This window comes from Arthrobacter sp. U41 (assembly GCF_007679325.1).
Taxonomy (GTDB): Bacteria; Actinomycetota; Actinomycetes; order Actinomycetales; family Micrococcaceae; genus Arthrobacter.
Genome location: NZ_VEGI01000001.1, coordinates 1,734,962 through 1,760,950, shown reverse-complemented (window position 1 = coordinate 1,760,950; position 25,989 = coordinate 1,734,962). Strand labels below are relative to the sequence as shown.

General features: G+C 66.0%; 28 protein-coding genes, 1 pseudogene and 1 riboswitch. Of the genes and pseudogenes, 17 read left to right on the top strand and 12 right to left on the bottom strand.

The features are described from left to right. Positions 1-22: 22 nt before the first annotated feature. Positions 23-376: a multidrug efflux SMR transporter gene (locus FS787_RS08245; protein WP_144671683.1), complete on the bottom strand. Its 354-nt coding sequence runs from the start codon at positions 374-376 to the stop codon at positions 23-25. A 26-nt stretch (positions 377-402) separates the two neighbouring features. After that, positions 403-726 carry a multidrug efflux SMR transporter gene (locus FS787_RS08240; RefSeq protein WP_144671682.1) on the bottom strand — a complete coding sequence of 108 codons (324 nt, stop codon included), beginning with the start codon at positions 724-726 and terminating at the stop codon, positions 403-405. 9 nt (positions 727-735) lie between these two features. Continuing rightward, a riboswitch (guanidine-III (ykkC-III) riboswitch) is annotated at positions 736-800 on the bottom strand. A 495-nt stretch (positions 801-1,295) separates the two neighbouring features. Between FS787_RS08240 and FS787_RS08235 the strand changes: the two genes are divergently transcribed. From FS787_RS08235 to FS787_RS08220, 4 genes are all read left to right on the top strand, one after another. Continuing rightward, positions 1,296-2,009 (top strand): hypothetical protein, encoded by a 714-nt coding sequence (locus FS787_RS08235; RefSeq protein ID WP_144671681.1) that lies wholly within the window; start codon positions 1,296-1,298, stop codon positions 2,007-2,009. Positions 2,010-2,283: 274 nt separating this feature from the next. Beyond that, positions 2,284-3,117: a DUF1349 domain-containing protein gene (locus tag FS787_RS08230; RefSeq protein WP_313959645.1), complete on the top strand. Its 834-nt coding sequence runs from the start codon at positions 2,284-2,286 to the stop codon at positions 3,115-3,117. A 259-nt stretch (positions 3,118-3,376) separates the two neighbouring features. Further along, on the top strand, positions 3,377-4,126 hold the full coding sequence (locus FS787_RS08225) for a dienelactone hydrolase family protein (protein ID WP_260982451.1): 750 nt from the start codon (positions 3,377-3,379) through the stop codon (positions 4,124-4,126). Between the two features lie 315 nt (positions 4,127-4,441). Further along, entirely contained in the window at positions 4,442-5,101 is a 660-nt protein-coding gene (locus FS787_RS08220; RefSeq protein WP_144671680.1) for a Type 1 glutamine amidotransferase-like domain-containing protein, read from the top strand. Between the two features lie 647 nt (positions 5,102-5,748). Here FS787_RS08220 and FS787_RS08215 read toward each other — a convergent pair. Both FS787_RS08215 and FS787_RS08210 read right to left on the bottom strand, forming a co-directional pair. After that, positions 5,749-6,462 carry a cache domain-containing protein gene (locus FS787_RS08215; RefSeq protein ID WP_144671679.1) on the bottom strand — a complete coding sequence of 238 codons (714 nt, stop codon included), beginning with the start codon at positions 6,460-6,462 and terminating at the stop codon, positions 5,749-5,751. Between the two features lie 27 nt (positions 6,463-6,489). Further along, positions 6,490-7,230 carry a FadR/GntR family transcriptional regulator gene (locus tag FS787_RS08210; RefSeq protein WP_186329111.1) on the bottom strand — a complete coding sequence of 247 codons (741 nt, stop codon included), beginning with the start codon at positions 7,228-7,230 and terminating at the stop codon, positions 6,490-6,492. Positions 7,231-7,453: 223 nt separating this feature from the next. Here FS787_RS08210 and FS787_RS08205 point away from each other — a divergent pair, with 223 nt between their 5' ends. From FS787_RS08205 to FS787_RS08190, 4 genes are read left to right on the top strand one after another with little or no spacing between them, the layout of a single operon-like run. Next, a complete protein-coding gene (locus FS787_RS08205; protein ID WP_144671677.1) occupies positions 7,454-8,548 on the top strand; it encodes an ABC transporter ATP-binding protein in 1,095 nt (364 codons plus the stop codon). Positions 8,549-8,588: 40 nt separating this feature from the next. After that, positions 8,589-9,776 (top strand): ABC transporter substrate-binding protein, encoded by a 1,188-nt coding sequence (locus tag FS787_RS08200; RefSeq protein ID WP_144671676.1) that lies wholly within the window; start codon positions 8,589-8,591, stop codon positions 9,774-9,776. A 1-nt stretch (position 9,777) separates the two neighbouring features. Then, the gene (locus FS787_RS08195; RefSeq protein WP_144671675.1) at positions 9,778-10,707 is read left to right on the top strand and encodes an ABC transporter permease; all 930 of its coding nucleotides are present in this window, start codon (positions 9,778-9,780) and stop codon (positions 10,705-10,707) included. A 40-nt stretch (positions 10,708-10,747) separates the two neighbouring features. Continuing rightward, complete coding sequence (locus FS787_RS08190) at positions 10,748-11,575, top strand: ABC transporter permease (RefSeq protein ID WP_144671674.1); 828 nt, start codon at positions 10,748-10,750, stop codon at positions 11,573-11,575. On the opposite strand, the gene FS787_RS08185 is transcribed toward FS787_RS08190, so the two are convergent. Beyond that, entirely contained in the window at positions 11,572-12,222 is a 651-nt protein-coding gene (locus FS787_RS08185; protein WP_144671673.1) for a HutD family protein, read from the bottom strand. The two genes, FS787_RS08190 and FS787_RS08185, sit on opposite strands and share 4 nt — an antisense overlap. 135 nt (positions 12,223-12,357) lie before the next feature. On the opposite strand from FS787_RS08185, the gene FS787_RS08180 reads away from it, so the two are divergent. From FS787_RS08180 to FS787_RS18265, 3 genes and pseudogenes are all read left to right on the top strand, one after another. After that, the gene (locus FS787_RS08180; RefSeq protein WP_144671672.1) at positions 12,358-12,969 is read left to right on the top strand and encodes a phosphoribosylanthranilate isomerase; all 612 of its coding nucleotides are present in this window, start codon (positions 12,358-12,360) and stop codon (positions 12,967-12,969) included. Positions 12,970-13,084: 115 nt separating this feature from the next. After that, on the top strand, positions 13,085-13,762 hold the full coding sequence (locus FS787_RS08175) for a TM2 domain-containing protein (protein WP_260982450.1): 678 nt from the start codon (positions 13,085-13,087) through the stop codon (positions 13,760-13,762). Positions 13,763-13,795: 33 nt separating this feature from the next. Further along, positions 13,796-14,389, top strand: a pseudogene (locus FS787_RS18265) (SRPBCC family protein); the annotation flags it as partial. Between the two features lie 45 nt (positions 14,390-14,434). Here FS787_RS18265 and FS787_RS08165 read toward each other — a convergent pair. The 4 genes from FS787_RS08165 to FS787_RS08150 all read right to left on the bottom strand — a co-directional run bounded on the left by FS787_RS08165 (position 14,435) and on the right by FS787_RS08150 (position 17,939). Further along, a complete protein-coding gene (locus tag FS787_RS08165) occupies positions 14,435-15,055 on the bottom strand; it encodes a dihydrofolate reductase family protein (protein ID WP_144671670.1) in 621 nt (206 codons plus the stop codon). Next, positions 15,055-15,561 (bottom strand): SRPBCC family protein, encoded by a 507-nt coding sequence (locus tag FS787_RS08160; RefSeq protein ID WP_144671669.1) that lies wholly within the window; start codon positions 15,559-15,561, stop codon positions 15,055-15,057. The genes FS787_RS08165 and FS787_RS08160 overlap by 1 nt, the downstream gene beginning before the upstream one ends. Before the next feature lie 3 nt (positions 15,562-15,564). Continuing rightward, a complete protein-coding gene (locus FS787_RS08155; RefSeq protein ID WP_144671668.1) occupies positions 15,565-15,906 on the bottom strand; it encodes a helix-turn-helix transcriptional regulator in 342 nt (113 codons plus the stop codon). 158 nt (positions 15,907-16,064) lie between these two features. Further along, positions 16,065-17,939 (bottom strand): glycoside hydrolase family 15 protein, encoded by a 1,875-nt coding sequence (locus FS787_RS08150; protein ID WP_144671667.1) that lies wholly within the window; start codon positions 17,937-17,939, stop codon positions 16,065-16,067. Positions 17,940-18,597: 658 nt separating this feature from the next. Here FS787_RS08150 and FS787_RS08145 point away from each other — a divergent pair. The 4 genes from FS787_RS08145 to FS787_RS08130 all read left to right on the top strand — a co-directional run bounded on the left by FS787_RS08145 (position 18,598) and on the right by FS787_RS08130 (position 23,389). Further along, positions 18,598-20,331, top strand: a complete 1,734-nt coding sequence (locus tag FS787_RS08145) for an FAD-dependent oxidoreductase (RefSeq protein ID WP_144671666.1) — start codon at positions 18,598-18,600, stop codon at positions 20,329-20,331. Positions 20,332-20,363: 32 nt separating this feature from the next. Continuing rightward, on the top strand, positions 20,364-21,293 hold the full coding sequence (locus FS787_RS08140; RefSeq protein WP_144671665.1) for an SMP-30/gluconolactonase/LRE family protein: 930 nt from the start codon (positions 20,364-20,366) through the stop codon (positions 21,291-21,293). Beyond that, on the top strand, positions 21,290-22,651 hold the full coding sequence (locus FS787_RS08135; protein ID WP_144671664.1) for a glucose-6-phosphate dehydrogenase: 1,362 nt from the start codon (positions 21,290-21,292) through the stop codon (positions 22,649-22,651). Before FS787_RS08140 ends, FS787_RS08135 begins: the two co-directional genes overlap by 4 nt. 192 nt (positions 22,652-22,843) lie before the next feature. After that, positions 22,844-23,389, top strand: a complete 546-nt coding sequence (locus FS787_RS08130) for a YceI family protein (protein WP_144671663.1) — start codon at positions 22,844-22,846, stop codon at positions 23,387-23,389. Positions 23,390-23,409: 20 nt separating this feature from the next. Here FS787_RS08130 and FS787_RS08125 read toward each other — a convergent pair whose 3' ends face one another. Next, positions 23,410-23,805, bottom strand: a complete 396-nt coding sequence (locus FS787_RS08125) for a hypothetical protein (RefSeq protein WP_260982449.1) — start codon at positions 23,803-23,805, stop codon at positions 23,410-23,412. A 25-nt stretch (positions 23,806-23,830) separates the two neighbouring features. After that, positions 23,831-23,989 (bottom strand): LPXTG cell wall anchor domain-containing protein, encoded by a 159-nt coding sequence (locus FS787_RS08120; RefSeq protein ID WP_144671662.1) that lies wholly within the window; start codon positions 23,987-23,989, stop codon positions 23,831-23,833. Between the two features lie 132 nt (positions 23,990-24,121). Here FS787_RS08120 and FS787_RS08115 point away from each other — a divergent pair, with 132 nt between their 5' ends. Both FS787_RS08115 and FS787_RS08110 read left to right on the top strand, forming a co-directional pair. Next, entirely contained in the window at positions 24,122-24,535 is a 414-nt protein-coding gene (locus tag FS787_RS08115) for a YccF domain-containing protein (protein ID WP_144671661.1), read from the top strand. 22 nt (positions 24,536-24,557) lie between these two features. Then, positions 24,558-25,070, top strand: coding sequence for an SRPBCC domain-containing protein (locus FS787_RS08110; protein ID WP_144671660.1), 513 nt, complete (start codon positions 24,558-24,560; stop codon positions 25,068-25,070). Positions 25,071-25,108: 38 nt separating this feature from the next. Here the strand turns inward: FS787_RS08110 and FS787_RS08105 are convergent, their stop codons facing one another. Beyond that, positions 25,109-25,978, bottom strand: coding sequence for a DUF4031 domain-containing protein (locus FS787_RS08105; RefSeq protein WP_144671659.1), 870 nt, complete (start codon positions 25,976-25,978; stop codon positions 25,109-25,111). Between the last annotated feature and the right edge of the window lie 11 nt (positions 25,979-25,989).

The window sequence follows — 25,989 nt, the reverse complement described above, 5'->3', positions numbered from 1 at the left end:
CTGGGCGGGACCGCCGAAACGCCTAGGATTTCCCGGCCGGCAGCAGCTTCAGGCCCGCCGCGCAGCCCACGATGCCCGCGATGAACAGCAGTTTGAGCGGGCTGGCCGGTTCGACGCCGGTTGCCATCGCCCAGCCGACCGTCAGGGCCGCGCCGATCCCCACCCAGACGGCGTAGGCCGTGCCGAGCGGAATGCGTTTCACGGCCATGCCGAGCCCCACCATGCTCAGGGTCGCGGTCAGCGCGAACACGAGGGTGGGCAGCGGCCGGGTGAAACCGTCGGAGAGGCCCAGGGCTGTGGCCCAGACCGCCTCCAGCACGGCAGAAACGAGCAGGATGAGCCAGGCCAGAGTGGTGCCCGGTGCTTTGCTTGTCATTTTCGTTGTGCGGTTCGCGGCCATGGTTACGCCACCAGCTTCAGGCCGGCCACGCAGGCGACGATCCCGCCGAGCAGCAGGATCCGCGCCGCCGTCGCGGGTTCCACGCGGGTGATCATGGCGTAGGCGGAGGTCAGCACCACACCGACGCCCACCCAGACGGCGTAGGCGGTTCCGGTCGGGATGGACTGCATGGCGATGGCGAGTCCGCCGGTGCTGGCGAGCACGGAGACGAGGAAGACTGCGGCCGGTGCAATCCGGCGGCGGCCCGTGGCCTGCGCTGTCCGGTGCAGGGCTGCAGCCCAGACGGCTTCCAACGAGCCTGAAAGAATGAGAATTAACCACGACATGACTGCTCCTGTGGCCAGTCTTGTCGCGTGCCGGGTACTGAACCGTCGTCCGGAGGCCCAAGATGGGGCCTTCATTCCAGCTTAGCAACGCCCCGGCGCCGGGGCGAACCCGCGGGCCCGGCAGTCGGCCGGCCCTTGCCGAAGTCCCGGCCGGGCCCGGTTGGTGCCGGCGTGCCCTGGTCTGTGAACGTGTTTCCAGGGGTTACCGAGAGACCAACAAAGGGGCGTTCTTCGGGCGGTGAGGTCTTGGCCGTTCGTGGATACACGGGTGCATCCGATGAGGAGTCCGGTCATATTTTGGATGTACCGTTTAGCCCCACCGGGCATTTTCGCGGGCGGGTCCTACGGGAATCGGGCCGCCGCGGAATCCCGGCGATCGTGATCCGGAATTTTGGCTGGTGCTTGCTCCGGTGGGGGACCGGCTTACGGGCACTCAGGTCATGCTGGGCAAGTTCGTACTCAAAGAACCAGATCAACTGTCGAGTGGGGATCCTTGGTGCCCGTCGTCTGGGTGGGGATGGTGTCGGATACAACTGCTAGGGTCCGTCTAAACCGAGCAGGGAGTATCGATGTCGTCAGTTGAATACCCGTTTCCAGTTGCCGTGTCCCAACTGGGCGCTAATGACTCCCGTGAAGCGCAGGATGCCCGCGCGATCGCCTGGCTCTCGCAACAACCTGGTGGCCCAATTACCGTTGTCACGCCACGGCGACGGTTCGAGGGCGAAACCCTCAAGCGGTTGGTGGGAAGACCTGATGCGGTGCACCTCACCTGGCGCGATTTCTCTCACGGGTCCCTTACCCACCGACGTGTCGTTTATGCATGGCCCGATCGGCAACATCTGAACGACCTGTGGGGCTCACAAGCTGACGCCATTGTCGTCATCGAGTGGGGAACCGCCGAAACAGCCACTTGGCTGGAAGACGCTCAGCCGGTACGGCTTCTTCCGGGACAGACTCCGCAGCCTGCGTCAGGACCACAAACCGCCCTGGCAGCCGTCGGCGAACCCCTACCGGATGACGTGATCCGGATTCTCAAGAGCCTTACGCAGTGGGCAGCCGGATACGACTCCGGACTCAAATGGAATGAAGAAGACAAGCTCAAGGCCGACATGATGAACCGCCCCGAGCGGTGGACCTCCGTCACGGTCGAGCAAGTCAGAGGCAAGTGTCGTGAACTGAAGATGCGGCCAAAGGACATCGAGACGATCGTTGGGTTCTTGGAGCGAAGGAAGCAAGGCCGGCGGTTCAACGTGCGGAGCACCTACCGGGATTACCAATTCTGATCACGGTTCCATGCCCGTTATCGGGTGGCCCAACGGGTGCTCCTGTGGTCAATAGGGGATCCCTTACCGGACGCTACTTTGAGCCTGGCCGGTTTGCCACAGCGAGGCCAGACAAAGGACACTCTAGGTTCAATCGCGCGGAGAGCTTGGGCCTCTAGCCTTGCGAAGGTACGAGACTACTACGGTGATCAAGAGAAAAACCGTGCAGCCAATGAGTACCCACGACGCTATGTGAGTGCCGGGAGTACCGCTGATCGTAAAGAGTTGACCGGTGATGATCAGGGCACAAGTAACCGCAACCCAGATAACTCCGGTCTTGTTGGGTTGTCCTACGGTTCGAGCCATGCCCGGAACTCTACCGGGCAGGGATTGCGATGTCTTGAGTCATGCACCCAACGCGCCCGTTCAGGGATCGGTCAACGGGCAATCGCCGTTGTGTTGGATGTGCCACTGCTTGAATAGGGCTTACGGACTGAACGATCGACTTAGGGGATCTGACGTGACACAAGTGGCAAAGGAAGCAGACGATTCTTGGGACCGGGGAAGGTGGCGCAACCCGCCCGTGCGTGTCGTCGCGGATGGTCGGACTCTGCGGGTAACCGCAGCCGAGAACAGTGACGCGTGGAGGCACACCTCGTACGGCTTCGTCCATGATAGCGCGCATGCCCTGTTGGCACCGCTGCCCGCTGAGGGGGCGGTGGAGGTTTCATTCCTTCTGAATTACACCGAGCAGTTCGACCAGGCGGGGATCTATCTTCACGTTTCGGAATTTTCTTGGATCAAGGCCGGTGTGGAGGTGTCCGACGGAGTCCCACAGGTTGGGGCCGTCGTAACACATGGGGTCTCCGACTGGTCGGTGGCACCTGTCCCTGAGTGGATCAATCGGGAAATCACAGTGCGGCTGAGCAGGGCCGGTAACGCCGTCACCATCAGGGCCCGCGCCGGGGATGAGGCTTTCCGGCTAATTCGCGTTGCTCCTCTGGATGAAACAGTAAGTGCCGAGGTTGGCCCATTTTGTGCCTCGCCCACTCGGGCTAACCTCACCACCACCTTCACCCGATGGGTTGAGACCGATGCAGATGCATCCCTGCACCCTGAACACGACTAAAGCCGCAGCACTCATCCGTGAGTCGTACTGGGAGCGGTGAAGGATCGGCTTACGGACGCACCTCGAGACCCGTTATGCAATCCGCAGGACGACGCACCGCTCTCTCGCTTGGCGATTCGACTTGTTGAGCGAAATGACCTTTGCGTCGTCGGGTCGGCGGGATGACTGGGCCGTGGGCTGTGATGATTCTTTCTTGGCCGAGATGCACCGAATCTGGTCCTCCTCTGGCCAAAGACCGCGGTGTCTCCCAAACTGAGCTATGGACACGACATCACTTCTCGAGATCGAAACCGGTCGTGGGTCGATGACCGCCTATGTGGCGGTGCCGACGACGGAACCACCGTGGCCAGGCGTCGTCGTGATTCACGACTTCACTGGGATGAGCCGGGACCTTCAGGGCCACGCCCGCTGGCTGGCTGGGGAAGGGTTCCTGGTGATCGCACCTGACCTCTACTACTGGGGCAGCAGATTGCGCTGCCTGCGCACGATCATGAGAGACCTTGGCCCGCGCCGGGGTCGGTCCTTCGACGACATCGAGGCAGCGCGGCAATGGCTCCGAGATCACGACGGGTGCACAGACGTCGTCGGCGTGGTCGGGTTCTGCATGGGAGGCGGGTACGCCATCGCCTTGGCCGAGGGCCACGGTTTCAATGCTTCGGCCGTCAACTACGGCGGCTGCCCCTCAGATGCCAGGAACTGGTTGACGCAGGCGTGCCCAGTCGTGGGGAGCTTCGGAGGTGCTGACAGGTCCCCACTGGGCGCGCGCGCCGGTCAGCAGCTGGACGAACTGCTCGCCGAGTTCGAGGTGCCCCACGACGTCAAGATCTACCCGGGGGTGGGTCACGGGTTCATGAATGACCACGCACCCGAGGATCAGACCCTGTTCCTGCGTTTCCTCGCCCGCATCTCCGGCACCAGGTACGACGAGGCCGCCACCGCGGATGCCCGCCGGCGCATCGTTCGGTTCTTCAACACACACCTGCGCCCAGATACACCCTCCTCGGCATGACCATGAGCAGCGGCTGATCCATCCGCGACACCATCCTTGAGCGCGACGGCTGGCCTGGGTGAACCGCCCCTCTCAGGGTTCCCTCACCGGGACAGTCAGGTTCGGCCAACACCGGGCTGTATTTTTCTCATGGATGGGCAGACCAACGTGAGGTCTGCATCCATGCCGAACTGTGGACAAAGTTTCACTTGATGTGTACCTATTGAAGGGCCGAACACCGACGGGCGTGCTTACCGGATCCGTCGGTGAGTTCCAGCCCGTTCCTCCGGATCCGGGCACATCCACCATCCGCGCGCGAAACTTTGGGGGGCACGTTTGAAACTCTTGCTTACGTCAGGCGGCGTGACGAACCCGAGCATCCACTCCGCGCTCGTGCAGCTTCTCAACAAGCCCATCGCCCAGTGCAACGCCTTGGTCGTCCCGACAGCGCAGTGGGGTCACCCGATGTGCGGACCGGCGTCGGTGCGGGGCCTCCTGACCGCCGAGCACGACTTCCGTCATTTGTCCGGCCTGGGTTGGGCGTCGCTCGGCGTTCTCGAGCTCACCGCGCTGCCCACCATCGGCGCAGAGCGGTGGGTCCCCTGGGTTCGGGAGGCCGACGTGCTCTTGGTCGACGGCGGCGACGCTACGTACCTGTCCCATTGGATGCATGAGTCCGGGCTGGCCGAGCTGCTGCCGTCACTTCCCGACACGGTGTGGGTGGGAGTGAGTGCCGGAAGCATGGTGATGACGCCCCGGATCGGGGAAAACTTCGTCGAGTGGCCGTCCGCTCCGGATGATCGGACTCTGGGGGTGGTGGATTTTTCGATCTTTCCGCATCTGGACGCCTTCCCGAGCAACACCCTGGCCCACGCAGAGCGGTGGGCCGCCGACATCGGCGTACCTGCCTACGCCATCGACGAACAGACAGCTATCAAGGTCGTCGACGGCTCCGTCGAGGTGGTTTCCGAAGGCCAATGGAAGAAGTTCGGCTGACAGGTGCCCAGCATTTGTGACGCCGCGAACTTGTTGAGTCCTTCACCTGAGGCCGCAGCGCCCGGTGATGGATCGGCTTACGGATGGGCTCCAGACACCGTGCGCGGGCGCATGGGCCGCAGGGCATCCCGCTACCGCCGAACGCAGTACGGCTGAAGACTACGCCGAGCAGTTCCCGGGAAAAGGATTGCGAAGATCATTCCGACTATCCGTTGACCTTTCCACCAGCGGTTTGCAACATGAGGATTCACGGACAGGCGAGGATGTAGGCATGAGTTCTCAACTGCCGATTGCTATCCGAGCCACCGCACATTGGAAGACACGTCGCTGGTTGAAGAGCCGTTATCTCAGCACTCGATATGACGCGCGGTTCGCGGACGGGCGTGAGGAGTACGACGTCAATTTGGACGCAGTGCTTCAGGGATCCCGCTACCCCGCGGACTACCGGTCCACGAAAAACGGCGCAGACCATGCGTGCCCGGCAGAAGGTACCGGAGCCTGGGTGAAATACCCTTACGGTCGGCCGCTCTGACCCGCCCAGTGCAGTCTCGGCTCCCAGCCATCCACCATCGAATGCTCCGTAAATGCCCTTTTGAACCCTCTAAACGGCAGTTATGGAGCACTCGACGGGAGTTCGCATGGGGAGGTCACAGCGCTGTGGCGCCGCTCCAGATGCGGCACTTCCGGCCCGCGGGATAGACGCTGCAGCCCTCCTCGGCGGCGGTGAGGTCCCCGGCGGCGATGTCCGGGGCTGCAGAGACAATGGCGCGGCCGTCGGAGTTCACCAGGGTGGCCCGTTCGCCGATCCGGCGCAGGCCGGGCATGGCGCCGCGCTCCAGCCGCTGCACGGTGACGTCCATCCCCACTATGCCCACCACCGGACCGTCCGGGCGGCAGAACACCGGGTGCGTGAAGGTCAGGACGTATTCGTCGGTGCACAGGAAGTCCACGTAAGGCCCGGTCACGTGGGCCTGGCCGGTTTCCACCGGGACGCGGAACCACTCAGACTTAACGTAGCGGCTGATGGAGTTGGGGCTGAAGTTGGCGAGGGCGTCCACGTGCTCCATCTCCTCACCCTGCCACCAGGCGATGTAGCTGCGGTCGGGTCCCAGCAGCCCGGCGTTCGCGAGGAAGCCGGCGCCGGCGACGTAGCCGTCGGGAGCCCGGACCAGTTCCTCGACCACCGGCCGGATGAGCTTGTCCACGGCGGTGCCCGTGATCTTGGCGGAGAGCGCCGCCAGCGCGGTTCCCGTTTCCGACGCCCACACCTCGAGCCTGCCCTCGATGCCGGTGATGGCGGCGTTGAGCTCCCCGGCGGCGTCCAGGGTCAGTGAGTCGGGGGATGCGGTGGTTTCAGACATCGGGAGTCCTTGGCTCGAAGGAACGGATCAGTAGCGTTGGGACTGCTCGGTCAGCAGCCAGTCCGTGGTGGCAGCGACCAGGGCCTTCACCGCGGTTTCCGCGGCCGCCGGCTGGTGGGCTTCGACGGCGGCCGCCACCTCCTCGAGAAGGCCGATGGTCCGCACGCGGTAGCCGGAGTCGGCGCACGGCAGCAGCGTGAGCGTGCCCAGGTCCGCCTGCAGGCGGATCAGTTCCCGGGCCAGCCTGGCCGAGCGGGCGATGGCGGCCACCTCGAGCAGGAACTCGGAGAGAGCCAGCCGCCACTGCAACGGATCCTCCTCCGTGGTGGGAATGAAGGATCGCAAGGTTGCCATGTCCGCGGCATCGGAGCGCCGGGCCGCGACGCTGGCGCAGGCTGCCGCAATGGCCTGGTAGTGCAGTCCTAGGTCACTGATCTGGAGCCGGGTCAGTTCCCGGAGCTGGTCCAGGGCCCGCTCCCGGGAAGGCAGGACGTCATCCGCAATGAAACTTCCGCCGTTGCGGCCCCGCGCCGTGCGGATGATGCCCGAGGTCCGGAGCTGCGCCAGGGCTTCCCGGGCGGTCACCGCGGAGACCCCCAGGGCAGCGGCCAGTTCCGTTTCGTTGGGCAGCCGCTGCCCGCTGGTGAGCAGCCCGGTTTCCACCGCCTGCTCTATCCGGCCGCATACCTCATCCACCAGGCCCCGGGACTTGATCGGCGTGAACACGGCAGCCAGGCTCCGGGAAGCGCCCTGCGGTGTCAGCAGCATCCGGGCCCTCCCTGACAGTTTTCGGCGTCGCGGTTCCAGAACCAGGAGCGGGTGCTGGGGGCTGCCTGCGCCCGGTTGAAGCCATCCTAATGCGGGCATTCGTAGGGGTCTATACACAAAACCTATGGAGTAATAGTATTTGGCCCAGCAGCCCGTTGTGGCATGGATCACACCCCGCTGTGTCGCATCTGGGACGATCCGGCAACGGAGTTAGGCGCACCCCATGACCGAAACGCTGGCCGCCGGCAGGCAGACGCAGTCGGACGCGGTTCCCGCGATCCGCCTGCGGAAACTCACCAAAGTCTTCGGCGACACCGTCGCCGTCAACACGCTGGACCTGGACATCCGCCAGGGCGAATTCTTCTCCATGCTGGGGCCGTCGGGATCCGGCAAAACCACTGTCCTGCGCCTGATCGCGGGCTTCGAGCTGCCCACCTCGGGAAGCATCGAACTTGAGGGCAAGGACGTCACCGGGATGGCGCCCTTCGAGCGTGACCTCAACACGGTGTTCCAGGATTATGCGCTGTTCCCGCACATGTCCCTCATCGACAACGTCGCCTACGGCCTGCGCGTCCGCGGCATGGCCAGGAAGGAACGCCACGAGCGGGCCCGTGAAGCCCTGGAACGCGTGCAGCTGGGGAAGTTCCTTGGACGCAAGCCCGCCCAGCTGTCCGGCGGTCAGCGCCAGCGCGTCGCGCTGGCCCGGGCACTGGTAGTGCAGCCGAAGGTCCTGCTGCTGGATGAGCCCCTGGGTGCCCTGGACCTCAAGCTCCGGCAGCAGATGCAGGTGGAACTCAAGGAACTGCAGCGCTCGCTCGGCATCACCTTCATCTTCGTCACCCATGACCAGGAGGAGGCCCTGACCATGAGCGACCGCATTGGCGTCTTCAACAACGGAAGCCTCGAACAGATCGGCACGGCGCACGAGATCTACGAGCGCCCCGGCGGCGCATTTGTGGCCAACTTCGTCGGCACCTCCAACATCTTCGACGCCGGCCACGCCCAGGAACTTTACGGCCGCGCGGAGCAGGTCTGCATCCGGCCGGAACGGCTGCGCCTGTCCTGGACGGCGGCCCCGGAACCGCGCGCCGGCGTCACCTCCCGCCCCGGCACTGTCACCTCGCTCGTCTACGTCGGGCACGCCACCCAGGTGCGGGTACAGCTCGACGACGGTCCCGCCGTCGTCGTTCTTGCACCGGAAACGCTGCCCGGCGGCGACGCGGACCTGGTGGGCCGCCCGGTCACGGTGAACTGGGACGACGACGCCGCCGTCTGGCTGCCGTCCAGCGGCACACCTGACGCGTCGGCGTCGCGTTGACGCCTGTTTCTGATTCACCCTCCAACGAAAGGTAAGGATCATGGCATCAAGGAATAGGGCCTCCCTCGTGGTCGGGGTGGCCGCGGCGGCAGCGCTCGCACTCGCGGGCTGCGGCACCACCGGCGGCGGGTCCGCCAGCCCGTCCGCGCAGCCGGTCAAGACCGAAATCGGCACCGGCGAAGGGCAGCTTTCCATCCTCGCGTGGCCCGGCTACGTCGAGGACGGCAGCAACGACCCCGCCGTCGACTGGGTGACGCCCTTCGAGACCCAGACCGGGTGCAAGGTGAGCTTTAAGCCCTTCGGCACCTCGGACGAGGCCGTGACGCTGATGCGCACCGACCAGTACGACGTCGTGTCCGCCTCCGGTGACGCTTCCCTGCGGCTGATCGCCGGCAACGACGTGGAGCCCGTCAACATGGACCTGCTGAAGAACTATGCCGACGTGTACCCGTTCCTGAAGGACAAGGCGTGGAACACCGTGGACGGCCAAAACTACGGGATGCCGCATGGGTGGGGAGCCAACCTGCTGATGTACTCCGTGGATACCGTCACCCCGGCGCCCACGTCCTGGAGCGCCGTGTTCGACGACGCCGCCCAGCACAGCGGCAAGGTCACCGCGTACGACTCGCCGATCTACATCGCCGACGCCGCCGTCTACCTCATGACGCACAAGCCGGACCTCGGCATCAAGAACCCCTACGCCCTGGACAAGGACCAGCTCGCGGCCGCGGTTGACCTGCTGAAGGAGCAGCGCAAGCACGTCGGCGAGTACTGGAGCGACGTCGTCAAAGAGGTCCAGGCCTTCGCCAGCGGCAGCACGGTGGTGGGCACCACCTGGCAGGTCGGGGCCAACATCGCCGTCCAGAACGGGACCAATGTGAAGACCCTGCTCCCCGAAGAAGGCGCCACCGGCTGGTCGGACACATGGATGATCAGCTCGGCGTCCAAGAACAAGAACTGCGCCTACCTGTGGCTCGACTACATCGCCAGCCCCGAGGCCAACGCGGCGGTGGCGGAGTACTTCGGCGAATCGCCGGCCAACCCCAAGGCCTGCGACCTGACCAAGGACAAGGCGCACTGCGAGACCTTCCACTCCGGTGACGAGGCCTACGCGGAGCAGATCTGGTACTGGACCACCCCGGTGGCCGAATGCCTGGACGGCCGGACGGACGTCCAGTGCACCGACTACTCGGAGTGGACGCAGGCCTGGACCGAGATCAAGGGCTGACATGTCGCTGCAGACGAAGCACCCGGTCCCCGGCACACCCCCGGCAGCCGCCGCCGTGCCCCGGCCCAAGGCCCACAGGTTCTCGGCGCTGCTCCACCGCTCGCCGAACCTTCGGCTGGCGGGGCTGGTCACCGCCCCCGCCGGCTGGCTGGTGCTCGTCTACATCGCCGCCCTCGCGGCGCTGCTGATTACCGCGTTCTGGACCGTGGACACCTTCACCGGCAAGGTGTCCACGGAATGGACCACCGAGAACGTGGTGACGGTCCTGACCGATCCGGTCTACCAGCGGATCACCCTGCGGACCCTGTGGATCGCGATCGCCGTGACGCTGATCGACCTGGTCCTTGCGCTGCCCATGGCGTTTTTCATCGCCAAGGTGGCCAGCCCCCGCTGGCAGAAGCTGCTGGTGGTGGCCGTGCTGATGCCGCTGTGGGCGAGCTACCTGGTCAAGGCCTACGCGTGGCGGAACGTGCTCGCCGACGGCGGCCTGTTGGAGTGGCTGGGCGCACCGATCGGGCTGGAGTCCCCGGGGTACGGTGAAACCGCCGTGATCCTGACGCTGGCCTACATCTGGCTGCCGTTTATGATCCTGCCGATCTACGCCGGGTTCGACCGGGTACCCGACTCGCTGCTGGAGGCCTCCGGCGACCTGGGGGCGAAACCGCTGACCACCATGCGCCTGGTCATGTTCCCCCTCCTAGTGCCCTCCATTATTGCCGGGACGATTTTCACGTTCTCGCTCTCCCTGGGGGACTACATCACGGCGCAGATCGTCGGCGGCACCACCCAGATGCTCGGCACCGTGGTTTACGCGAACGTGGGGGCCGCGAACAACCTGCCGTTCGCCGCGGCCGTCTCGCTGGTCCCGATCGCGATCATCACCCTGTACCTCTTTATCGTCCGGCGCTCCGGCGCCCTCAACAGCCTGTGAACAGAGCGGCGTGCAGCCCGGACCAGGCGGCAGGAGCACCATGAGACTTTCCCGAAGCGCCAAAGTCATCCTCGGCGTCGTCACCGCGGCGGTGTTCCTGTTCATCTACCTCCCGCTGCTGCTGGTGGTGGTGAACTCCTTCAACGCGGACCGGACCTTCGGCTGGCCGCCGCAGGGCTTCACCCTGGAATGGTGGGGGCGGGCCTTTGATTCCACCGGTGTCCGCGAGGCCGTGGTGTCCTCGCTGTGGGTGGCGGCGGTCTCCACCGTCATCTCGCTGGTGCTGGGCACGCTCCTGGCGCTGGCCCTGCTGCGCTACAAATTCTTCGGCCGGGACGTCATCAGCCTGCTGGTGATCCTGCCGATCGCGCTGCCCGGCATCGTGACCGGCATCGCCCTGAACAACATGTTCACCACCATCCTGGGAGTCTCGCTGAGCATGTGGACGGTGGTGATCGCGCACGCCACCTTCTGCATGGTGACCGTGTTCAACAACGTCATTGCGCGGCTGCGCCGGATGCACGGGGGCCTGGAGGAGGCGTCCGCCGACCTGGGCGCCGGCGTGTTCACGACCTTCCGGCTGGTCACGTTCCCGCAGCTCCGGTCCGCCCTGCTGGCCGGCGGGCTGCTGGCCTTCGCGCTGAGTTTCGACGAAATCATCGTGACCACGTTCACCATCGGCGCCGGCGACACCACGCTGCCGATCTGGATCCTGCAGAACCTCTTCAGGCCCAACCAGGCGCCGGTGGTCAACGTGGTGGCCGTGGTCCTGATTGTCGTCTCGATTGTGCCGATCTGGCTCGCGCAGCGCCTGTCCCAGGATTCGGTGGGCATCGGCGGCACGCGGGTGAAGGCCGCGGAGGGCTAGCCGGCGACGGGGTCGATCGACACCACGGCCAGGAAGCCGCGGCCCAGGATCTCCGGGGTGTCGGTATCGGAACCCACGACGGCGTCATAGCGGGCGAGCGTCGTTGGCCCGGCCTGGGTTCCAGCCGCGCCGGCGGCACTTCCGGCGGGTACGACGTCGGCCTGGCTGGCTCCGGCTGTGCCGGGCGTGACCGCAGCCTGGCCTTGCAGCAGGATCCCCAGCTGGCCGGCAAACACAGGATGCGCCCGCTTCTTGGAGAGCTCGATGATGGACGTGTAGCCCTTGAACACGCCGTTGCGGGTGATGACGTTAAGGTCCCGGATGTCGCCCGTGGGAAGCGAACCGGCCGCAGCGGCGTCGCCGGAGAACCGGAACGGACGGTATTTCTCGAGCGGGTGCTCGGCGCCGTCGACGCTCAGCAGCAGCAATTCACCTTCCAGCACGGTGAGGACGCGGTCCATGCCGGGAAATGCCGAGAAGTCGCCGGCTTTGGAGACGTCGGCGATGCTCACCCGCCAGTCCCAGCCGCCATCACCTGTGCCCGGCACGGAAGATGCGGCCGCAGGATGGCTGGCCACCTCGCGGGTCACCCCGCCGCCGTTGCGCCAGGGTTGGGCTTTCAGCTCGGCATAGCGGATGATCTCCATCCCTCCACCCTATCCGCCGGCCGCGAGCGCCGAAGTCTCACCTCGCGGTCCGGGCAGGCCAACAGGCCTCGGTCCTTGCTACGGTCGGAGACAGAAACGTCGGGCAGAAGCAGGAAACACAGCAGAAGGAGCCAAATGTTCGTCAAGGTATGCGGGCTCAGCACCCCGGATTCGGTGCGGACCGCCGCGGAGGCCGGGGCGGACGCCGTCGGCTTCGTCCTGACCCGCAGCCCCCGCGAAGTGACACCGGCGCAGGCCCGGGAACTCCTGGCCCACGTCCCGGCAGGGCTCCCCGCGGTCGGCGTCTTCCGGCACGAGGCGGCGGCGGACGCGATCGAACTCGCCCGTGAAGCCGGGCTGGACTGGGTCCAGCTCCACGGCGACCGCACGCCCGGAGACGTGCGCACAGTGCACGACGCCGGGCTCAAACTCATCAGGGCTGTCACCATGTCCGCTGCGCCCGATGCATTTGCGGACTGGGGCGAGGACCTGCTCCTGATCGACGCCGCGGTGCCCGGGTCCGGCGAGGCCTGGGACTATGCCTCGGTCCGCGCCAAGGGGCTGGCGGGGCGCAAGTGGCTGTTGGCCGGCGGGCTTGATCCCGCCAACGTCGCCGACGCCGGGCAGCAGGCGGGCGCGTGGGGGGTGGACGTCTCCTCGGGCGTCGAGTCCTCCCGCGGAGTCAAGGACCTGGCCAGGATCCGGAACTTCGTGGCGGCCGCCAAATCCTTGGCGCCGAAGCCCTGACCCCGAAGCACTGAGCCATTGAGCCTGGCCCGCTGAGCCCTGGCCCGGCTTGCGGCGCTCCAATCGTGCCGAAAGACCGTAGACATCCCGCGCGTGGCTGCTCAAGAATCGGAAGGTGACTCTGACCGAGCAGCATGGGCTGTTCTTCGAAGGTGAGCGGCTGCCGATGCGCTCCCTGCGCACGGCGTGGCTACTGGCGTTGTTCCTGGGCTTCACCGGCGCGGACCGGTTCTACCTCCGCCAGCCCGTCTCCGGCACCCTGAAGCTGCTGACGCTCGGTGGGCTGGGGATCTGGTGGCTCATTGACCTGTTCCGAATCACCAAAGAATACGCCGCCGACGGTGCGTCCATGCCGTTGGCCGGGACGAACGCCCTGCGCCGAGGCCTGCGTGTGGCTTCGGCCGTCTTGGTGGCCGCCGTCGCGGGTGTCCTGATCTGCGTCAGCGCCGCCCCCATCGCAGGGACTGTCACCGCCATCAAGGCATTGCTGGACCCGGTCCCACCGCCACCGATGAAAGAGTGGGTCACCGTCGCGGAGTCCTCCGCCACGAAGGCCCCGGCGTCGCTGGTGACCCTCACCGGCAGGGTCCACATCGAGTACACGTTCACTGGGGCGGCCGTCGCTTACCTTCAACCCGCGAAAGGACCGGCCATCACTGTGCTGTCCCTGGGTAAGGCCGGCGGCTCCGGCGCGATCGGCGTCACCTTGGACCCCGGGACGTACACACTGATAGTGAGCGCCACCGGAACCGACTGGACGCTGACGGCCCAGGAATTCCGGATCCCCGGGTAGCGCCAGCCGGCACCAGGGAATCATCTTCCGCGGATGAGGTCCGCACCACCGGTGCGGCCCGAAAATGATCGTACGCTCCAGTGCAGAGCCACCTGTCGCAATCCTCATCGGAAAGAAGCCTCCAATGTCGAGACGTCACGCATTCCAACGTCAGGGCGCTTCCGGGCTCTTGAACCATCAGCCCCGATGAGTTCGACAGGATCAAGGGCAAGGTACTGGCCTGGCAGTGACATGAAGTTCTACGAGTCAAAGACGCTGATCAATGCCCGGCATTGCACGGTATGGGACATCATCACTGACGGCGGCAATTACACCGTCTGGAACTCGGGGATCACTCACATTGACGGCGAACTGCGCCACGGCGGCATGATCAGAGTCCGCACCCGGACCGGCGGGAACCGTACCTTCCGCTTACGCGTCCGGCAAATACCGGGCGAAGTAATGACCTGGACCGGAGGCATGCCCCTTGCCCTGTTCAAGAGTGTGCGCACATTCACGCTCACCCCCCACGGGGGGCAGACGATCCTGCACGTCAGGCAGGATTTCGCCGGCCCGCTGCGGGGCCTGCTTTGGAACGCAGCCCCGGGGATCGAGGAGGCGTTCGCCGAGTATCTCAGCGCCGTCAAGAAACGCGCCGAACTCCTCAGCCGACACGAAGTTAGGATCCACGCTTCACCGCTCCCGGACTGCGTAGGTCAGGTGGGTCGCCCGCTGCGTCGGCTCCGATCGGACCGGTTCCAGGGCCACGCGGCCGGCGTCCACGCCCTCGAACAGGCGGATTCCGGCGCCGAACAGCACGGGTGAGAGCGCGATCGAGAACTCGTCGATCAGGCCGGCGTTCACGTACTCCAGAATCGTTGCGCCGCCGCCCGCGATGCGGACGTCGCGGCCGCCGGCGGCCTCGCGGGCCCGGCCGAGCGCTGATTCGATGCCGTCGTTGACGAAATGGAACGTGGTCCCGCCCGGCCGCTCCCAGGGGTCACGCTTCTCGTGCGTCACGACGAAGACCGGCGTGTGGAACGGCGCCTCCTGGGGCCATGCGTGCTCGCCGGCGTCGAACATTCGCTTGCCCATGACGCTCGCGCCGGTGCGCTCGAACGTCTGCCGGGCGATGTCGTTGTCGCGCCCTTCCTCGCCGCCTGCGCCGAGTTTCAGGTTCTCCCGGAGAAACCGCGTCGGGAAGATCCACCGCTGCAGTTCCATCCACTGCTGCCCCATCAACTCCTCGGGGGACTCGGGCGCGATGTACCCGTCCAGCGACATCGAAACGCTGAAGAACACTTTCCCGGCCATCAGCCTTCGGCCCCTGTCCGTAAGATCTCGGTGATGTAGGCAGCCAAGTTGCTGAGGGTCTGCTGGCCGCCCTCGATCGCGTGGTACTTCTGGACCGCCTCGTCGCGCAGGTCCTTGGTGGGGAACACCGTACGCATCGCGATCCTGGTCGCCGCACCGTCGGGCTCGAACGTCAGGACCGATTCGAAGGCGTTCGGGTCGCCGCGGAACTCACCGTGGAGCATCGCAATCCGCTCCGGCGGAGCGATCTCGATCCAGGTGATCCACTCCTGGTAGTCCGTCCCGTCCGGCCCGTGCATCACGAAGTCCCACTCCCCGCCGACCCGGAACTCGAAGGACCGCGTGGTAGTGGTGAAGCCCTCCGGTCCCCACCACCGCGACAGGTGCCGTACCTCGGTGAATGCCTCGAACACCAGCTCCCGCGGGGCCTCGATGACCCGGGAGATGTCGATCTCGCGGTCGGCCGTCGCGGACTGCGCCGGCGCTACTCGTCCCATCTCGCTCATCAGCTACTCCTCCTGTCTTGCCTGCTTCAGGTCCTTAACGTACGTGTCCAGCCGGTCGAAGCTCTGGTTCCAGAACTGCTCGAACCCGCCGGTCCACTCGTGAACAGTGCGCAGCCCGCGGGCGTCCAAGCCGTAGAGGCGCTGCTTGCCTGCCTGGCGGTCCCGCACCAGCCCGACCTCTCGGAGCACCCGCAGGTGTTTGGACGCCCCCGGCTGGGAGATTCCCAGCTCCCGGGACAACTCGGTCACCGGCCGTTCACCCGCCCGCAGCAGCATCAGGATCTCCCGGCGCTGCGGCTCGGCGATCGCGTTAAAGACGTCCGACGTCGTCGCTGCTCGTGCCATGACAACAATCATATACCCATATGGGAATGCGTCAAGCGGAAACTGGGCGGCTGATAGCCTCCGGACCCAGCCTCTGCGCGGGAGTATCCGATGAGTTCACAGGTCCGCCGACAACCTCCACGGGCAGCACCATCCTGCCTGGCTTTGTGGGCCGGGTGTCATAGGACCCTCTTCGGCCGGTGCCCGGGCCGGCGGGTCCTATGTGCCGGGTCGTCCAGACATTCGTTGAGGGTAATGGCGGCGTCGATGAGCGCGAGGTGCGTAAAGGCCTGCGCAAAATTGCCGATCTGTTCACCGGTGGTAGCGATTTCTTCGGAGTACAGGCCGAGGTGGTTTGCGTACGTCAGCATTTTCTCGAAGGTCAGCCGTGCTTCGTCGACCCGGCCGGCGCGGGCAAGAGCGTCTACGTAAAGGAAGGTGCAGAGCGAGAACGTGCCTTCGGAGCCGCGGAGACCGTCCGGCGATGCGCTGGGGTCATAGCGATAAACCAGGCTGTCGGAGACGAGTTCGGTGTCCATCGCCGTGAGGGTCGATTGCCACATCGGATCATCCGGCGACACGAAACCGACCTGCGACATCTTCAGCAAGGAGGCGTCGAGCACCGTCTCACCGTACTGCTGGACAAAAGCCTGGCGCTCGGGGCTCCAGCCCTTTTCCATGATTTGGTTGTAGATCGCGTCGCGCTCGGCCATCCACCGGTCCATAGGCGCCGGCCGGCCGTGGGAAGTAGCGAGCCGAATAGCCCGATCGAAAGCAACCCAACACATCAACCGCCCGTAGGTGAAGTCCTTGCGTCCGCCTCGAGTCTCCCAGATTCCTTCCTCGGGCTGGTCCCAGTTGTCCGCGAGCCACTCCAGCAGGCCGCAGACGGCGACCCACCCCGGTTGTCCGATTTCCACTCCGACACGGTCGAGGTGGTAGAGGGCGTCGAGCGCCTCGCCGTAGATGTCGAGCTGAAGTTGCCCGGACGCCCCGTTCCCGATCCTCACCGGGTAGGAGCCGCGATACCCCTCCCAGTCGGCCACGATTTCCTCATTGAGGTCCGGATTGCCGTCAACACGGTACATGATGTTAAGCGGCCCTGTTTCGCTTTCCAGCTGCTCCGTGATGCGGTCCCGGAGCCAGCGGCTGAAGGCGACCGCCTCGTCGACGAATCCCATCCTAACGAGCGTGTGAACCGAAAAGGATGCATCGCGGATCCACGTGTACCGGTAGTCCCAGTTGCGTTCACCGCCGATCTGTTCGGGCAGGCCAGCGGTCGGGGAAGCTACCAGTGCGCCTGTGGGAGCGTACGTCAGGAGCTTCAGCGTGATTGCCGAGCGTTCCAGCTCCTCCCGCCATCGGCCGCTGTATGTCGACTGGCTGACCCAGTCATGCCAAAAGCGTGCGGTGTCGTCGACCAGTCGCTGGGCCTCATCAGGATGCATGATCCGGGGCACCACATCCGGGCCCGTTTCCAGGACGACGCCGCGCATCTGGCCCTGTTCCAGGTGCAGCGTGTTGTGAAGGTCGCCCGCCTCCGTGATGTTCTTATTGGTGAGCGGGCCGACGTTTTCCTCGAGGATGAGGCTGAGTGCCAGGCGCGTCTCTCCGGCATCAAAAAGTGCGCCGTCGCCGTCGACGTTTACGTGGTGGGGGCGCCGCCCGTAATCGAAGCGTGGAGCCACTTCGATGTCGAACGAGATCTGTCCGCGCACGCAGCGCAGCATCCGCACCATGCGGTGCTGTTCACTGGGCGAGGAGCTGGCGACCGGCATGAAGTCCATAAGTTCGCCAACCCCGCCCTCGGTCAAGAACCTGGTGATGAGGATGGCCGTATCCGGCAGGTACAGCTGCTTCGTGGCGAAAGCTTCGCCCCGCGGGCGGGTACTGAAGTGACCTCCGCGTTGACTGTCCAGCAGGGAGGCGAAGATGCTGGGGGAGTCGAAGCGCGGGCTGCAGAACCAGTCAAGCGTGCCGTCTGTTGCCACCAGCGCAGCTGTTTGAAGGTCGCCGATGAGTCCGTGATCGGCAATTAGCGGGTATTCGTTCATCGGGGGCCTCCTCGGACCTGGGGGGTAGATCCACGTCAACGCCTTGCGTGGCTCGCAATGGCCACGGCCGGCCTGTGTCAGGTGAGCACTCCGCTCCTGACTCGCTTTAACTCCACAACAATGTTGGTTCCAGCGTCACTGAGCGGTTTGCCCATGGCGGCCCTGACCGGCCCGCCGGGCTACCTGGCGGGCATGAACATTCGTTGAACCTGGCAGCACAGTCACTGGCACTCACCACCAGTGTTGGTGCGGCTCAGCGCGGGCGCCTCACCCGCAGCGGGTGATCCCGAACCCTTCCGCTGTTTCGGCCCGGATCCGTCGTTGATCCGGCGACCCCACCCGCATCCGGCGCCGCTGATGCCATGGACCTAAGACCCTGTTGAGCGGGCTGGTGCGGCGACTAGCGTGACGTTTAGATACACGGCGACACGCAGATCCGAGCCCGTGTGCGGTGCGCCGCGATGCAGGCGTTTTAGTTTTCCCAATGGCCGGCACTTCAAGGGTGACGCCGTTGCCCGCCGGAACAACCGAAGTTGGTATGCCGGACGGGCAGGTTTCCTTGTTCGCGTCCCGGACCCGGGCCCCGTTGCTGTGGCCCCGGACCCGGCACCCGGCCGGTTGATCACAGCGAGCGGAACCTTAGGAAGCAGGGACGAAGATGAAAACGGTCATTGTCGGAGGAGTTGCCGCGGGAGCGTCGACAGGAGCGCGTCTGAGGCGCCTCGATGAGTCGGCCGAGATCGTCATTCTCGAGCGTGACCAGTACGTCTCGTTCGCCAACTGCGGCCTGCCTTACCACATCGGCGGGGCGATCCCCGAACGTGGCAGCCTCCTGCTCCAGACACCCGAGAGCCTGGCAAAGAGCCTGGCACTCGACGTGCGGACCGGACAAGACGTGGTCCGCATCGACCTGGCTATGAAGGAAGTCGAGGTGCACGACCAGGAACATAGCCGGACGTACCGGGAGTCCTACGACAAGCTCGTGCTGTGCACTGGTGCTGAGCCAATCCGGCCTCCGATCCCGGGCGCGGATGACCCCCGGGTCGACGTGCTGCGCAACATCCCGGACATGGACCGGATCATGGCCCATGTGGACAGCGGGGCCTCCAGCGCCGTGGTGGTCGGCGGCAGCTACATCGGACTGGAACTCACCGAGGCGTTCCGGGCGCGGGGGCTCAAAACGGCAGTCGTCGAGCGGACTGAACGGCTGATGCCTTGGCTCGACCCCGAGATGACCCGGATCCTGGACTTCCACGTCAGCACCCAGGACGTGGACCTTCGCCTCGGCACCTCCGCCACCGCGGTCCGCCGCACCGAGGACGACCGGCTGGTGGTCGACCTTTCCGACGGCACCTCCATCGAGACCGACGTCGTGGTCATGGCCTCCGGTGCGCGTCCGAATGTGAACCTCGCCCGGGACGCCGGCCTGAAGATTGGAGACCGCGGCGGCATCGTGGTTGACGCGCAGATGCGCACGTCGGCGCCCGACGTCCTGGCTGCCGGTGACGCTGTGGAGACCGCCCACTTCCTCACGGGCCAGCCGGTACTCTCGATGCTGGCGGGCCCGGCGAACCGGCAGGGCCGGATCGCCGCTGAGACGATCGCCGGCCGGACCAGCGCATACCGCGGCACACAGGGCACGGCTGTGGTCAAGGTATTCGAGATGACCGCCGGGGGTACCGGTATGACCGAGACCGAGCTGCGCGAGGCCGGAATGGAGTACCGCAAGGTCTACACTCACCAGAACGGCCACGCGGCGTACTATCCCGGCACCTCGCCGCTGTTCCTGAAGGTGCTGTTCGCCCCCGACGACGGGAAGCTTCTGGGCGGGCAGGTGCTCGGCTGGGACGGTGTCGACAAGCGCATCGACGTACTTGCGGTTGCGTTGCGCGCCGGAATGACGATTTTCGATCTGGAACACCTGGAGCTCGCCTACGCCCCGCCGTACGGTGCGGCGAAAGACCCCGTTAACATGGCTGGCTTCATCGGTTCCAACCTGCTGCGCGGCGACGTCGACCTCTGCTACCCGGAGGAGTTCCCGGACTGCGCCGACCGGGTGACCATTCTCGATACCCGTACCCAGGCGGAGTTTGACGCCTGGCATATCCCCGGGGCGATCCTGGTTCCCTACACGGAGCTGCGCCAGCGGCTTGACGAGGTGCCCCGCGACAAGCCCGTGTACACCTATTGCCGCTCGGGGTTCCGCAGCTACATCGCCTACTGCGTGCTGAAGCAGAACGGGTTCCAGGACGTGGCACTGCTCTCCGGCGGAGTGATGACCTACCACGGCTACCACCGGACGCCTCTGACCGTAGGCCACGGCGGCATGCCGATGGTGGCCCACGCCGAGGACGATCTTGCCCGGCTGCCCGGCGCACTCGAACACATCTGAACAACCCAACCGGGTGGAGGTAGGTACGCGTCATGGGTGATACACCGGTCGACGTTGCGTTGAGCATCCGGGCCCAGCACGCGGAGGGCCCGCTGTGGGACGCCGCCACGGCCGCCCTGTGGTGGGTCGACATCACAGGGCAGCGAGTGCACCGGTTCCACCCGGAGTCCAGCAACGACAGTTCCTGGAGCACCGCCGGACAACCCGGCGGAGTGGTCCTCGACCCTCACGGGGAGCCGGTGGTGGCCACCCCCGAAGGGTTGGCCGTCCTCGACCGGTCAACGGGTGCGCTGGATCTAAGGGTGCCGATCGAGCAGGACAGGCCGGAGAACCGAGCAAACGACATCAAGGTCGACAGCCGGGGGAGGGCCTGGGTCGGCACGATGGCTTTCGACAAGCGTCCGGGCAGTGCCGCGCTTTACCGGGTCGAGGCAGGCAAGGCCAATTGCGTCGTCGACGGCCTCACCATCTCCAACGGGCCCGCATTCGATGAGGTGCGGGGGCGGCTTTACCTCGCTGACACCGATCTGTGCGTCATTGACGTGTTCGATCTGGAGCCCGAAACGGGCGCGCTGTCCGGACGCCGTCGTTTCCTTGACTTCAGCGACGAACAGGTCTGGCCGGATGGCATGAGCGTCGACGACGAGGGAATGCTCTGGGTCGCCCTGGGCCGGGCCGGCGCGGTTCGCCGGTTCCGACCGGACGGTGCGCTCGACGGAACCATCGAGGTACCCACCAGCAACCCGACCTCCCTCACCTTCGGGGGACCCCACGGAGAGGACCTCTACATCACCACGTCGTGGACCGACCTGGACGAACACAGCCGCGCCACCCAGCCCTTGGCCGGCGCCATCTTCCGGTGCCGCCCCGGCGTGGCCGGCCGGCCCTCCGAGCGGCTCGCGGACCTGCCGGCAACGGCGCACCCCCCGGGCGCATCCTTCGAGAAAGAGACGACCCCATGATCGAGAGAATGGTTCTCCTGGGAGCTTCAGGCGACCTCACCAGCCGGCTGCTGCTTCCCGCCATCGCCCAGCTTGCCCAGGCGGGGCTCCTGCCGCCGGGGTTTACGATCGTCGGCGCCTCCAATGCGGAGTGGACAACTGAAGACTTTCGCCAGCACATTGCGGCCGGGCTGGAGCAGCACTCCACCGCCTCGGCGTCCACGAATGAGGCAGTCGTCCGCATGCTCACTTTCCAGCCCGCGGACGTCACGCAGGCCGAGGACATCAGCCGCCTGCTCGGTGATGACCGCCCCGACGCCCTGGTGTACCTCGCGCTGCCCCCGTCTCTGTTCGAACCCGTGCTGACGGCCCTGGCCGGAAGCAAGCTGCGGCGTTCGGATGCGGTGGCCATCGAGAAGCCCTTTGGCAACGACCTGGCGTCAGCCCAGCACCTGAACGAGATCCTGCACCTCCGATTGCCCCAGCCGACGATCTTCCGCATCGATCACTTCCTGTCCAGCGAGCTTGTCCGCCGGGTGGTCGCCCTCAGGTTCCTCAACCGGGTCTTCGAGCCGGTGTGGAACTCGACGCACATCGAGAGCGTGGACATCAGCTGGCTGGAGAGCCTGACGCTCGAGGGCCGGGCCACCTATTACGACGGTGCAGGGGCCATGAAAGACATGGTGCAGAACCACCTTATGGAGGCCATGGCGCTGGTCCTCATGGAACAGCCCGCCCGGATCGACGCCCGTTCCTTCAGGGACGTCCGCGTGGAAGCGCTCCGTGCAGTGGCCACGCCGACGGCGGAACGGATGAGCCGCGACACGATCCGCGCGCGCTACACCGAAGGCAGCATCGGCACGAGACAGGTGCCCTCATACGTCAACGAACCCGGCGTCGACCCCGGCCGCAACACCGAGACCTATGCCTCCCTGACCCTGCAGGTGAACTACCCGCGGTGGGCGGGCGTGCCTTTCACCCTGCGTTCAGGCAAGGCCCTCGCGGAGGACGCAGCCGAGATCGCCATCCGCTTTCGTCCGCTGCCGGCGTACCTCACAGATCAATGGCCCGGCGTCGAGCCTAATGTGCTCAGGATCGGACTCAACGAGCCGTACGTGGGGCTTTCCACAACCCTGAACGGTCCCGAAACGACGGCAGAGGTCCGGGAGCTTCACGCGACCACCACGCCTCCGCAGTTCACCGCCTACGCCCACCTGATCCTCCAGATGCTGCACAGTGACCCGATGCTGTTCATCCGCGGCGACGAGGCAGAAGAGTCCTGGCGCATCATCGACCCCGTCATGAAGGCGTGGGCCGCCGGCCAGGTCCCCCTGCAGGAGTACGCCGCAGGCCAGGCACCGCCGGGTCCCGCCGCCTGAGATCACCCGGCATGTCGCCCCGGCCATTGGCCGGGTATCGAAGTCCGGGCCGCGGCACCGCGAAAAGGCTGCCCGCGCTGCGGCACCGCGAATGGCTAGCCGGGCCGCGGCGCCGTGGCTAGCATGGCTGTTTGGGGGAGTACCCCGATGATCCGGCGGGTCCGGCCCGCCACGCGTGCGAAGGAGACCGTTGTGACTCTGCCCCAAGGTTTGACCCCCGGCGTCTGGACACTGGACATGTCCCACAGCGAAGTCGGCTTCAGCGTCCGGCACGCCGGCATCAGCAAGGTCCGCGGCCGCTTCAACGAGGCCTCGGCGGAGGCGCACGTGGGCGATTCCCTCGCCGACTCCAGCCTGCATGCGAGCATCAAGACCGCCAGCTTCGACTCCGGCGACGCCAACCGCGACGCCCATGTCCGCGGCGCCGACTTCTTCGACGTCGAGCAGTATCCGGAGATGACATTCCGGGCCACGGGGATCCGGGGCGACGGCGAGGACTACGTGCTGACCGGCGAACTGACCATCCGCGGCATCACCAAGCCGGTGGACCTGGAGGTCGAGTTCACCGGTATCGCGGTGGATCCGTTCGGTGCCACCCGCGCCGGGTTCAGCGCGGAGGCGGACATCAGCCGCAAGGAATTCGGCCTGACCTGGAACGCCGCGCTCGAAGCCGGCGGGCTACTGGTCAGCGACAAGGTCAAGATCAGCGTCGAAGCCGCCATGGTGAAGCAGGGTTAGCGGGCGGCGCCGCCGGCCGGTCAGAAAAGCAGCAAAACGAAGCCGCCCACCGTGGAGAGCACGCCCACCCCGGTGAGGATCCAGCCCAGGGTCCAGGCAGCGTTGTCGTGCTTCGGCGGTTTGAGTCCCCAGCGGGACGGGTGGCAGACGTCGTAAAAGAGGTCGACGTCGGAGCCGACCACCAGGCCGTCCGACTCGGCCGCGGGCAGCAGGGACCGGTGGTCGGCGTCGTCGTGGTCAGTCCAGCTGTACCCGGTGAAGCCGCCGGCGCTGATCACCTTGCCGGTGGTCCCGACCCACACGCAGTGCCGCCGCCGGGAAATCCAGCCCCACACCAGCAGCGGCAGGCCCAGGATGAAGCCCACCCACGTCATGACCTCAAGAATGGGCCCAAGGAGGTCTCCGAAATTAGTCACCTGCGCGCGTGCCGGACGGGCGGTGTCAGCGCGTGATGCGCGAGCGGCGCAGGAAGAACAGGATGCCAGCGCCCACCAGGACCAGGAGGCCCACGTAGAGCAGGAACTGCACGGCCTCCACAACAAGCCCAACAACCAATAGGACGAGGGCGACAATCAGGGCAATCTTCAGGAGTGCAGGCATGCTCCCAGTATTGTGCCCTTTTGGGCGTTCGCAAAGCTCCCCGCCCGCGGCGGGCGTCACCGGGGCCAATTCAGGAATTGTTCAGGGTGAACCCCTAGGCCGGATCGGCCTCCGGCGGAGGACAATGGAGCCATGAAGACATTGCTAAACATCATCTGGCTGCTCTTTGGCGGGCTCTGGCTCGCGCTCGGATACTTCGCGGCCGGAATCATCTGCTGCCTGCTGATCGTCACCATCCCGTGGGGGCTCGCATCGTTCCGGATCGCCAACTATGCGCTCTGGCCGTTCGGCCGCACGGTGGTGGACCGCCCGGGCGGAACGGGGTTGTTCGCCCTGCTTGGGAACGTCATCTGGCTGCTTGTGGCCGGGATCTGGATTGCGATCGCCCACGTGGTGACCGCCTTTGCCATGGCCATCACCATCATCGGCATCCCGCTGGCCATCGCTAACCTCAAGCTCATCCCGATTTCGCTGATGCCCCTGGGCAAACAGATCGTTCCGACTGACCGGCCCTTCGTGACGACCTACAGCAAGGCCTACCGCTAGCCACCATCAGAGGAGGACCGCAATGTCCGAGCATGTCACCGCTGTTCCGGCAATGACCGGCCAGGGTGAATCCCGCACGTCGACCGAAGACCTCATGCTGGTCATCACCCGTGAATTCCAGTCCCCCATTACCCGGGTGTGGTCCGCCCTCACGGACCCGGAGCAGGCCGTGGCGTGGTGGGGGCCGCGCGGCTTCCACACGCCCAGGGACAGTATCGACGCGGACCTGGAGATAGGCGGCCTCTACCGGGCCTGCATGGTCCAGGACAGCACGGGGGAGGAGCACTGGTGGAGCGGGGTCCACACCGACATCGAACCGCCCAACCTCCTCGTCTTCACCCATGCCTGGGACAAACCCGACGGCACCCGTGGTTTTGAAACGGAAGTGACCTTCCAGTTGGACGAGATCGACGGCGGCACCCGGATGACGTTTATCCAGGGACCCTTCGACACCATCGACAACCGCGACGGACACGGCGTCGGCTGGCGCGAATCCTTCGACCGGCTCGCCGAGCAGCTCCGCCGGGGCGCCTGACCGCCACAAAAGCAACACGGCCCGCGGCGCGCGGCCCGTTACCCCAGTTCGGCCTGCAGGTTCCGCCGTGCCGGCTCCAGCCACAGGTCCCTGCCCCGCGGGGTGTGGAAGAGCGGATCCAGCTGCAGGAGCTGGCGGACGACGGCGGCGCGTCCGGCCGCGAAGTCGTCGTCGCCGATGTGCGCAAAGTCCTGCCGGACGGCGGCCAGGTAGCGGGCGTACGCCGCCGGGGTTCCGCCCAGCACGGAGAGGTCGGCGTCGCTGAGCAGGGCGGCGGCGGCGTCGCCGGTCTCCGGCCGGTGGTCGGCCGTCATCCGCACCAGCCGGGCCACCTCGTCCACTTCGGCAGCGGGAAGGCCCGCATGGGCCAGCCGGTCCTCGGCGAGCCGGGCCGAGTCCTCCTCGTCCTGGCCCGCGATCCCGCGGTAGACGGCGTCGTGGAACCAGGCGGCGAGCAGCACGGTGCGGGGTGGGTAGGCCGGTTCGGTGAGGAGGTCCAGGGCCTCCAGAACGGTGAGCAGGTGGGTGCGGCCGTGGTACTTCCGGTGCTCCTCGCCCCAGCGGTCCAGCAGGTCCAGGAAGAGCGCGTCGTGGCCGGGAAGCACGGCGTTCCAGCGGGTCAGCAGGGGAAGCTTGAGGGAGCTGCTGCGCCGCCGGGCCGGGATCCGCAGGCCGCTGGCGATCAGTTTGCGGACCAGCACCCGCCCCTCCACAGGGACGGCCCCGGCCGCCACGAGCGCGCCGTACCGTGCTTCCGCGACGTCGTAATGGTCGCCGTCGAACGCCCGGTCCGGAATGCCGGCCGCCGCCGCGAAGGCGTGCAGCTCCGCCAGGGACGTGTCCGAGATCAGGTGCGAGAAGTGCGTTCCGTGCGCCGGCCAGAGCGGAGGATCAATGTAGATGGCCATGGGGGAAGTCT

What these genes read in the sequence shown, in the direction of transcription:
- FS787_RS08245 (WP_144671683.1), bottom strand. Translation starts at nt 376, where the DNA reads ATGACAAGCAAAGCACCGGGCACCACTCTGGCCTGGCTCATCCTGCTC.
- FS787_RS08240 (WP_144671682.1), bottom strand. Translation starts at nt 726, where the DNA reads ATGTCGTGGTTAATTCTCATTCTTTCAGGCTCGTTGGAAGCCGTCTGG.
- FS787_RS08235 (WP_144671681.1), top strand. Translation starts at nt 1,296, where the DNA reads ATGTCGTCAGTTGAATACCCGTTTCCAGTTGCCGTGTCCCAACTGGGC.
- FS787_RS08230 (WP_313959645.1), top strand. Translation starts at nt 2,284, where the DNA reads ATGATCAGGGCACAAGTAACCGCAACCCAGATAACTCCGGTCTTGTTG.
- FS787_RS08225 (WP_260982451.1), top strand. Translation starts at nt 3,377, where the DNA reads ATGGACACGACATCACTTCTCGAGATCGAAACCGGTCGTGGGTCGATG.
- FS787_RS08215 (WP_144671679.1), bottom strand. Translation starts at nt 6,462, where the DNA reads ATGTCTGAAACCACCGCATCCCCCGACTCACTGACCCTGGACGCCGCC.
- FS787_RS08210 (WP_186329111.1), bottom strand. Translation starts at nt 7,230, where the DNA reads ATGCTGCTGACACCGCAGGGCGCTTCCCGGAGCCTGGCTGCCGTGTTC.
- FS787_RS08205 (WP_144671677.1), top strand. Translation starts at nt 7,454, where the DNA reads ATGACCGAAACGCTGGCCGCCGGCAGGCAGACGCAGTCGGACGCGGTT.
- FS787_RS08200 (WP_144671676.1), top strand. Translation starts at nt 8,589, where the DNA reads ATGGCATCAAGGAATAGGGCCTCCCTCGTGGTCGGGGTGGCCGCGGCG.
- FS787_RS08195 (WP_144671675.1), top strand. Translation starts at nt 9,778, where the DNA reads ATGTCGCTGCAGACGAAGCACCCGGTCCCCGGCACACCCCCGGCAGCC.
- FS787_RS08190 (WP_144671674.1), top strand. Translation starts at nt 10,748, where the DNA reads ATGAGACTTTCCCGAAGCGCCAAAGTCATCCTCGGCGTCGTCACCGCG.
- FS787_RS08185 (WP_144671673.1), bottom strand. Translation starts at nt 12,222, where the DNA reads ATGGAGATCATCCGCTATGCCGAGCTGAAAGCCCAACCCTGGCGCAAC.
- FS787_RS08180 (WP_144671672.1), top strand. Translation starts at nt 12,358, where the DNA reads ATGTTCGTCAAGGTATGCGGGCTCAGCACCCCGGATTCGGTGCGGACC.
- FS787_RS08165 (WP_144671670.1), bottom strand. Translation starts at nt 15,055, where the DNA reads ATGGCCGGGAAAGTGTTCTTCAGCGTTTCGATGTCGCTGGACGGGTAC.
- FS787_RS08160 (WP_144671669.1), bottom strand. Translation starts at nt 15,561, where the DNA reads ATGAGCGAGATGGGACGAGTAGCGCCGGCGCAGTCCGCGACGGCCGAC.
- FS787_RS08155 (WP_144671668.1), bottom strand. Translation starts at nt 15,906, where the DNA reads ATGGCACGAGCAGCGACGACGTCGGACGTCTTTAACGCGATCGCCGAG.
- FS787_RS08150 (WP_144671667.1), bottom strand. Translation starts at nt 17,939, where the DNA reads ATGAACGAATACCCGCTAATTGCCGATCACGGACTCATCGGCGACCTT.
- FS787_RS08145 (WP_144671666.1), top strand. Translation starts at nt 18,598, where the DNA reads ATGAAAACGGTCATTGTCGGAGGAGTTGCCGCGGGAGCGTCGACAGGA.
- FS787_RS08140 (WP_144671665.1), top strand. Translation starts at nt 20,364, where the DNA reads ATGGGTGATACACCGGTCGACGTTGCGTTGAGCATCCGGGCCCAGCAC.
- FS787_RS08135 (WP_144671664.1), top strand. Translation starts at nt 21,290, where the DNA reads ATGATCGAGAGAATGGTTCTCCTGGGAGCTTCAGGCGACCTCACCAGC.
- FS787_RS08120 (WP_144671662.1), bottom strand. Translation starts at nt 23,989, where the DNA reads ATGCCTGCACTCCTGAAGATTGCCCTGATTGTCGCCCTCGTCCTATTG.
- FS787_RS08115 (WP_144671661.1), top strand. Translation starts at nt 24,122, where the DNA reads ATGAAGACATTGCTAAACATCATCTGGCTGCTCTTTGGCGGGCTCTGG.
- FS787_RS08110 (WP_144671660.1), top strand. Translation starts at nt 24,558, where the DNA reads ATGTCCGAGCATGTCACCGCTGTTCCGGCAATGACCGGCCAGGGTGAA.
- FS787_RS08105 (WP_144671659.1), bottom strand. Translation starts at nt 25,978, where the DNA reads ATGGCCATCTACATTGATCCTCCGCTCTGGCCGGCGCACGGAACGCAC.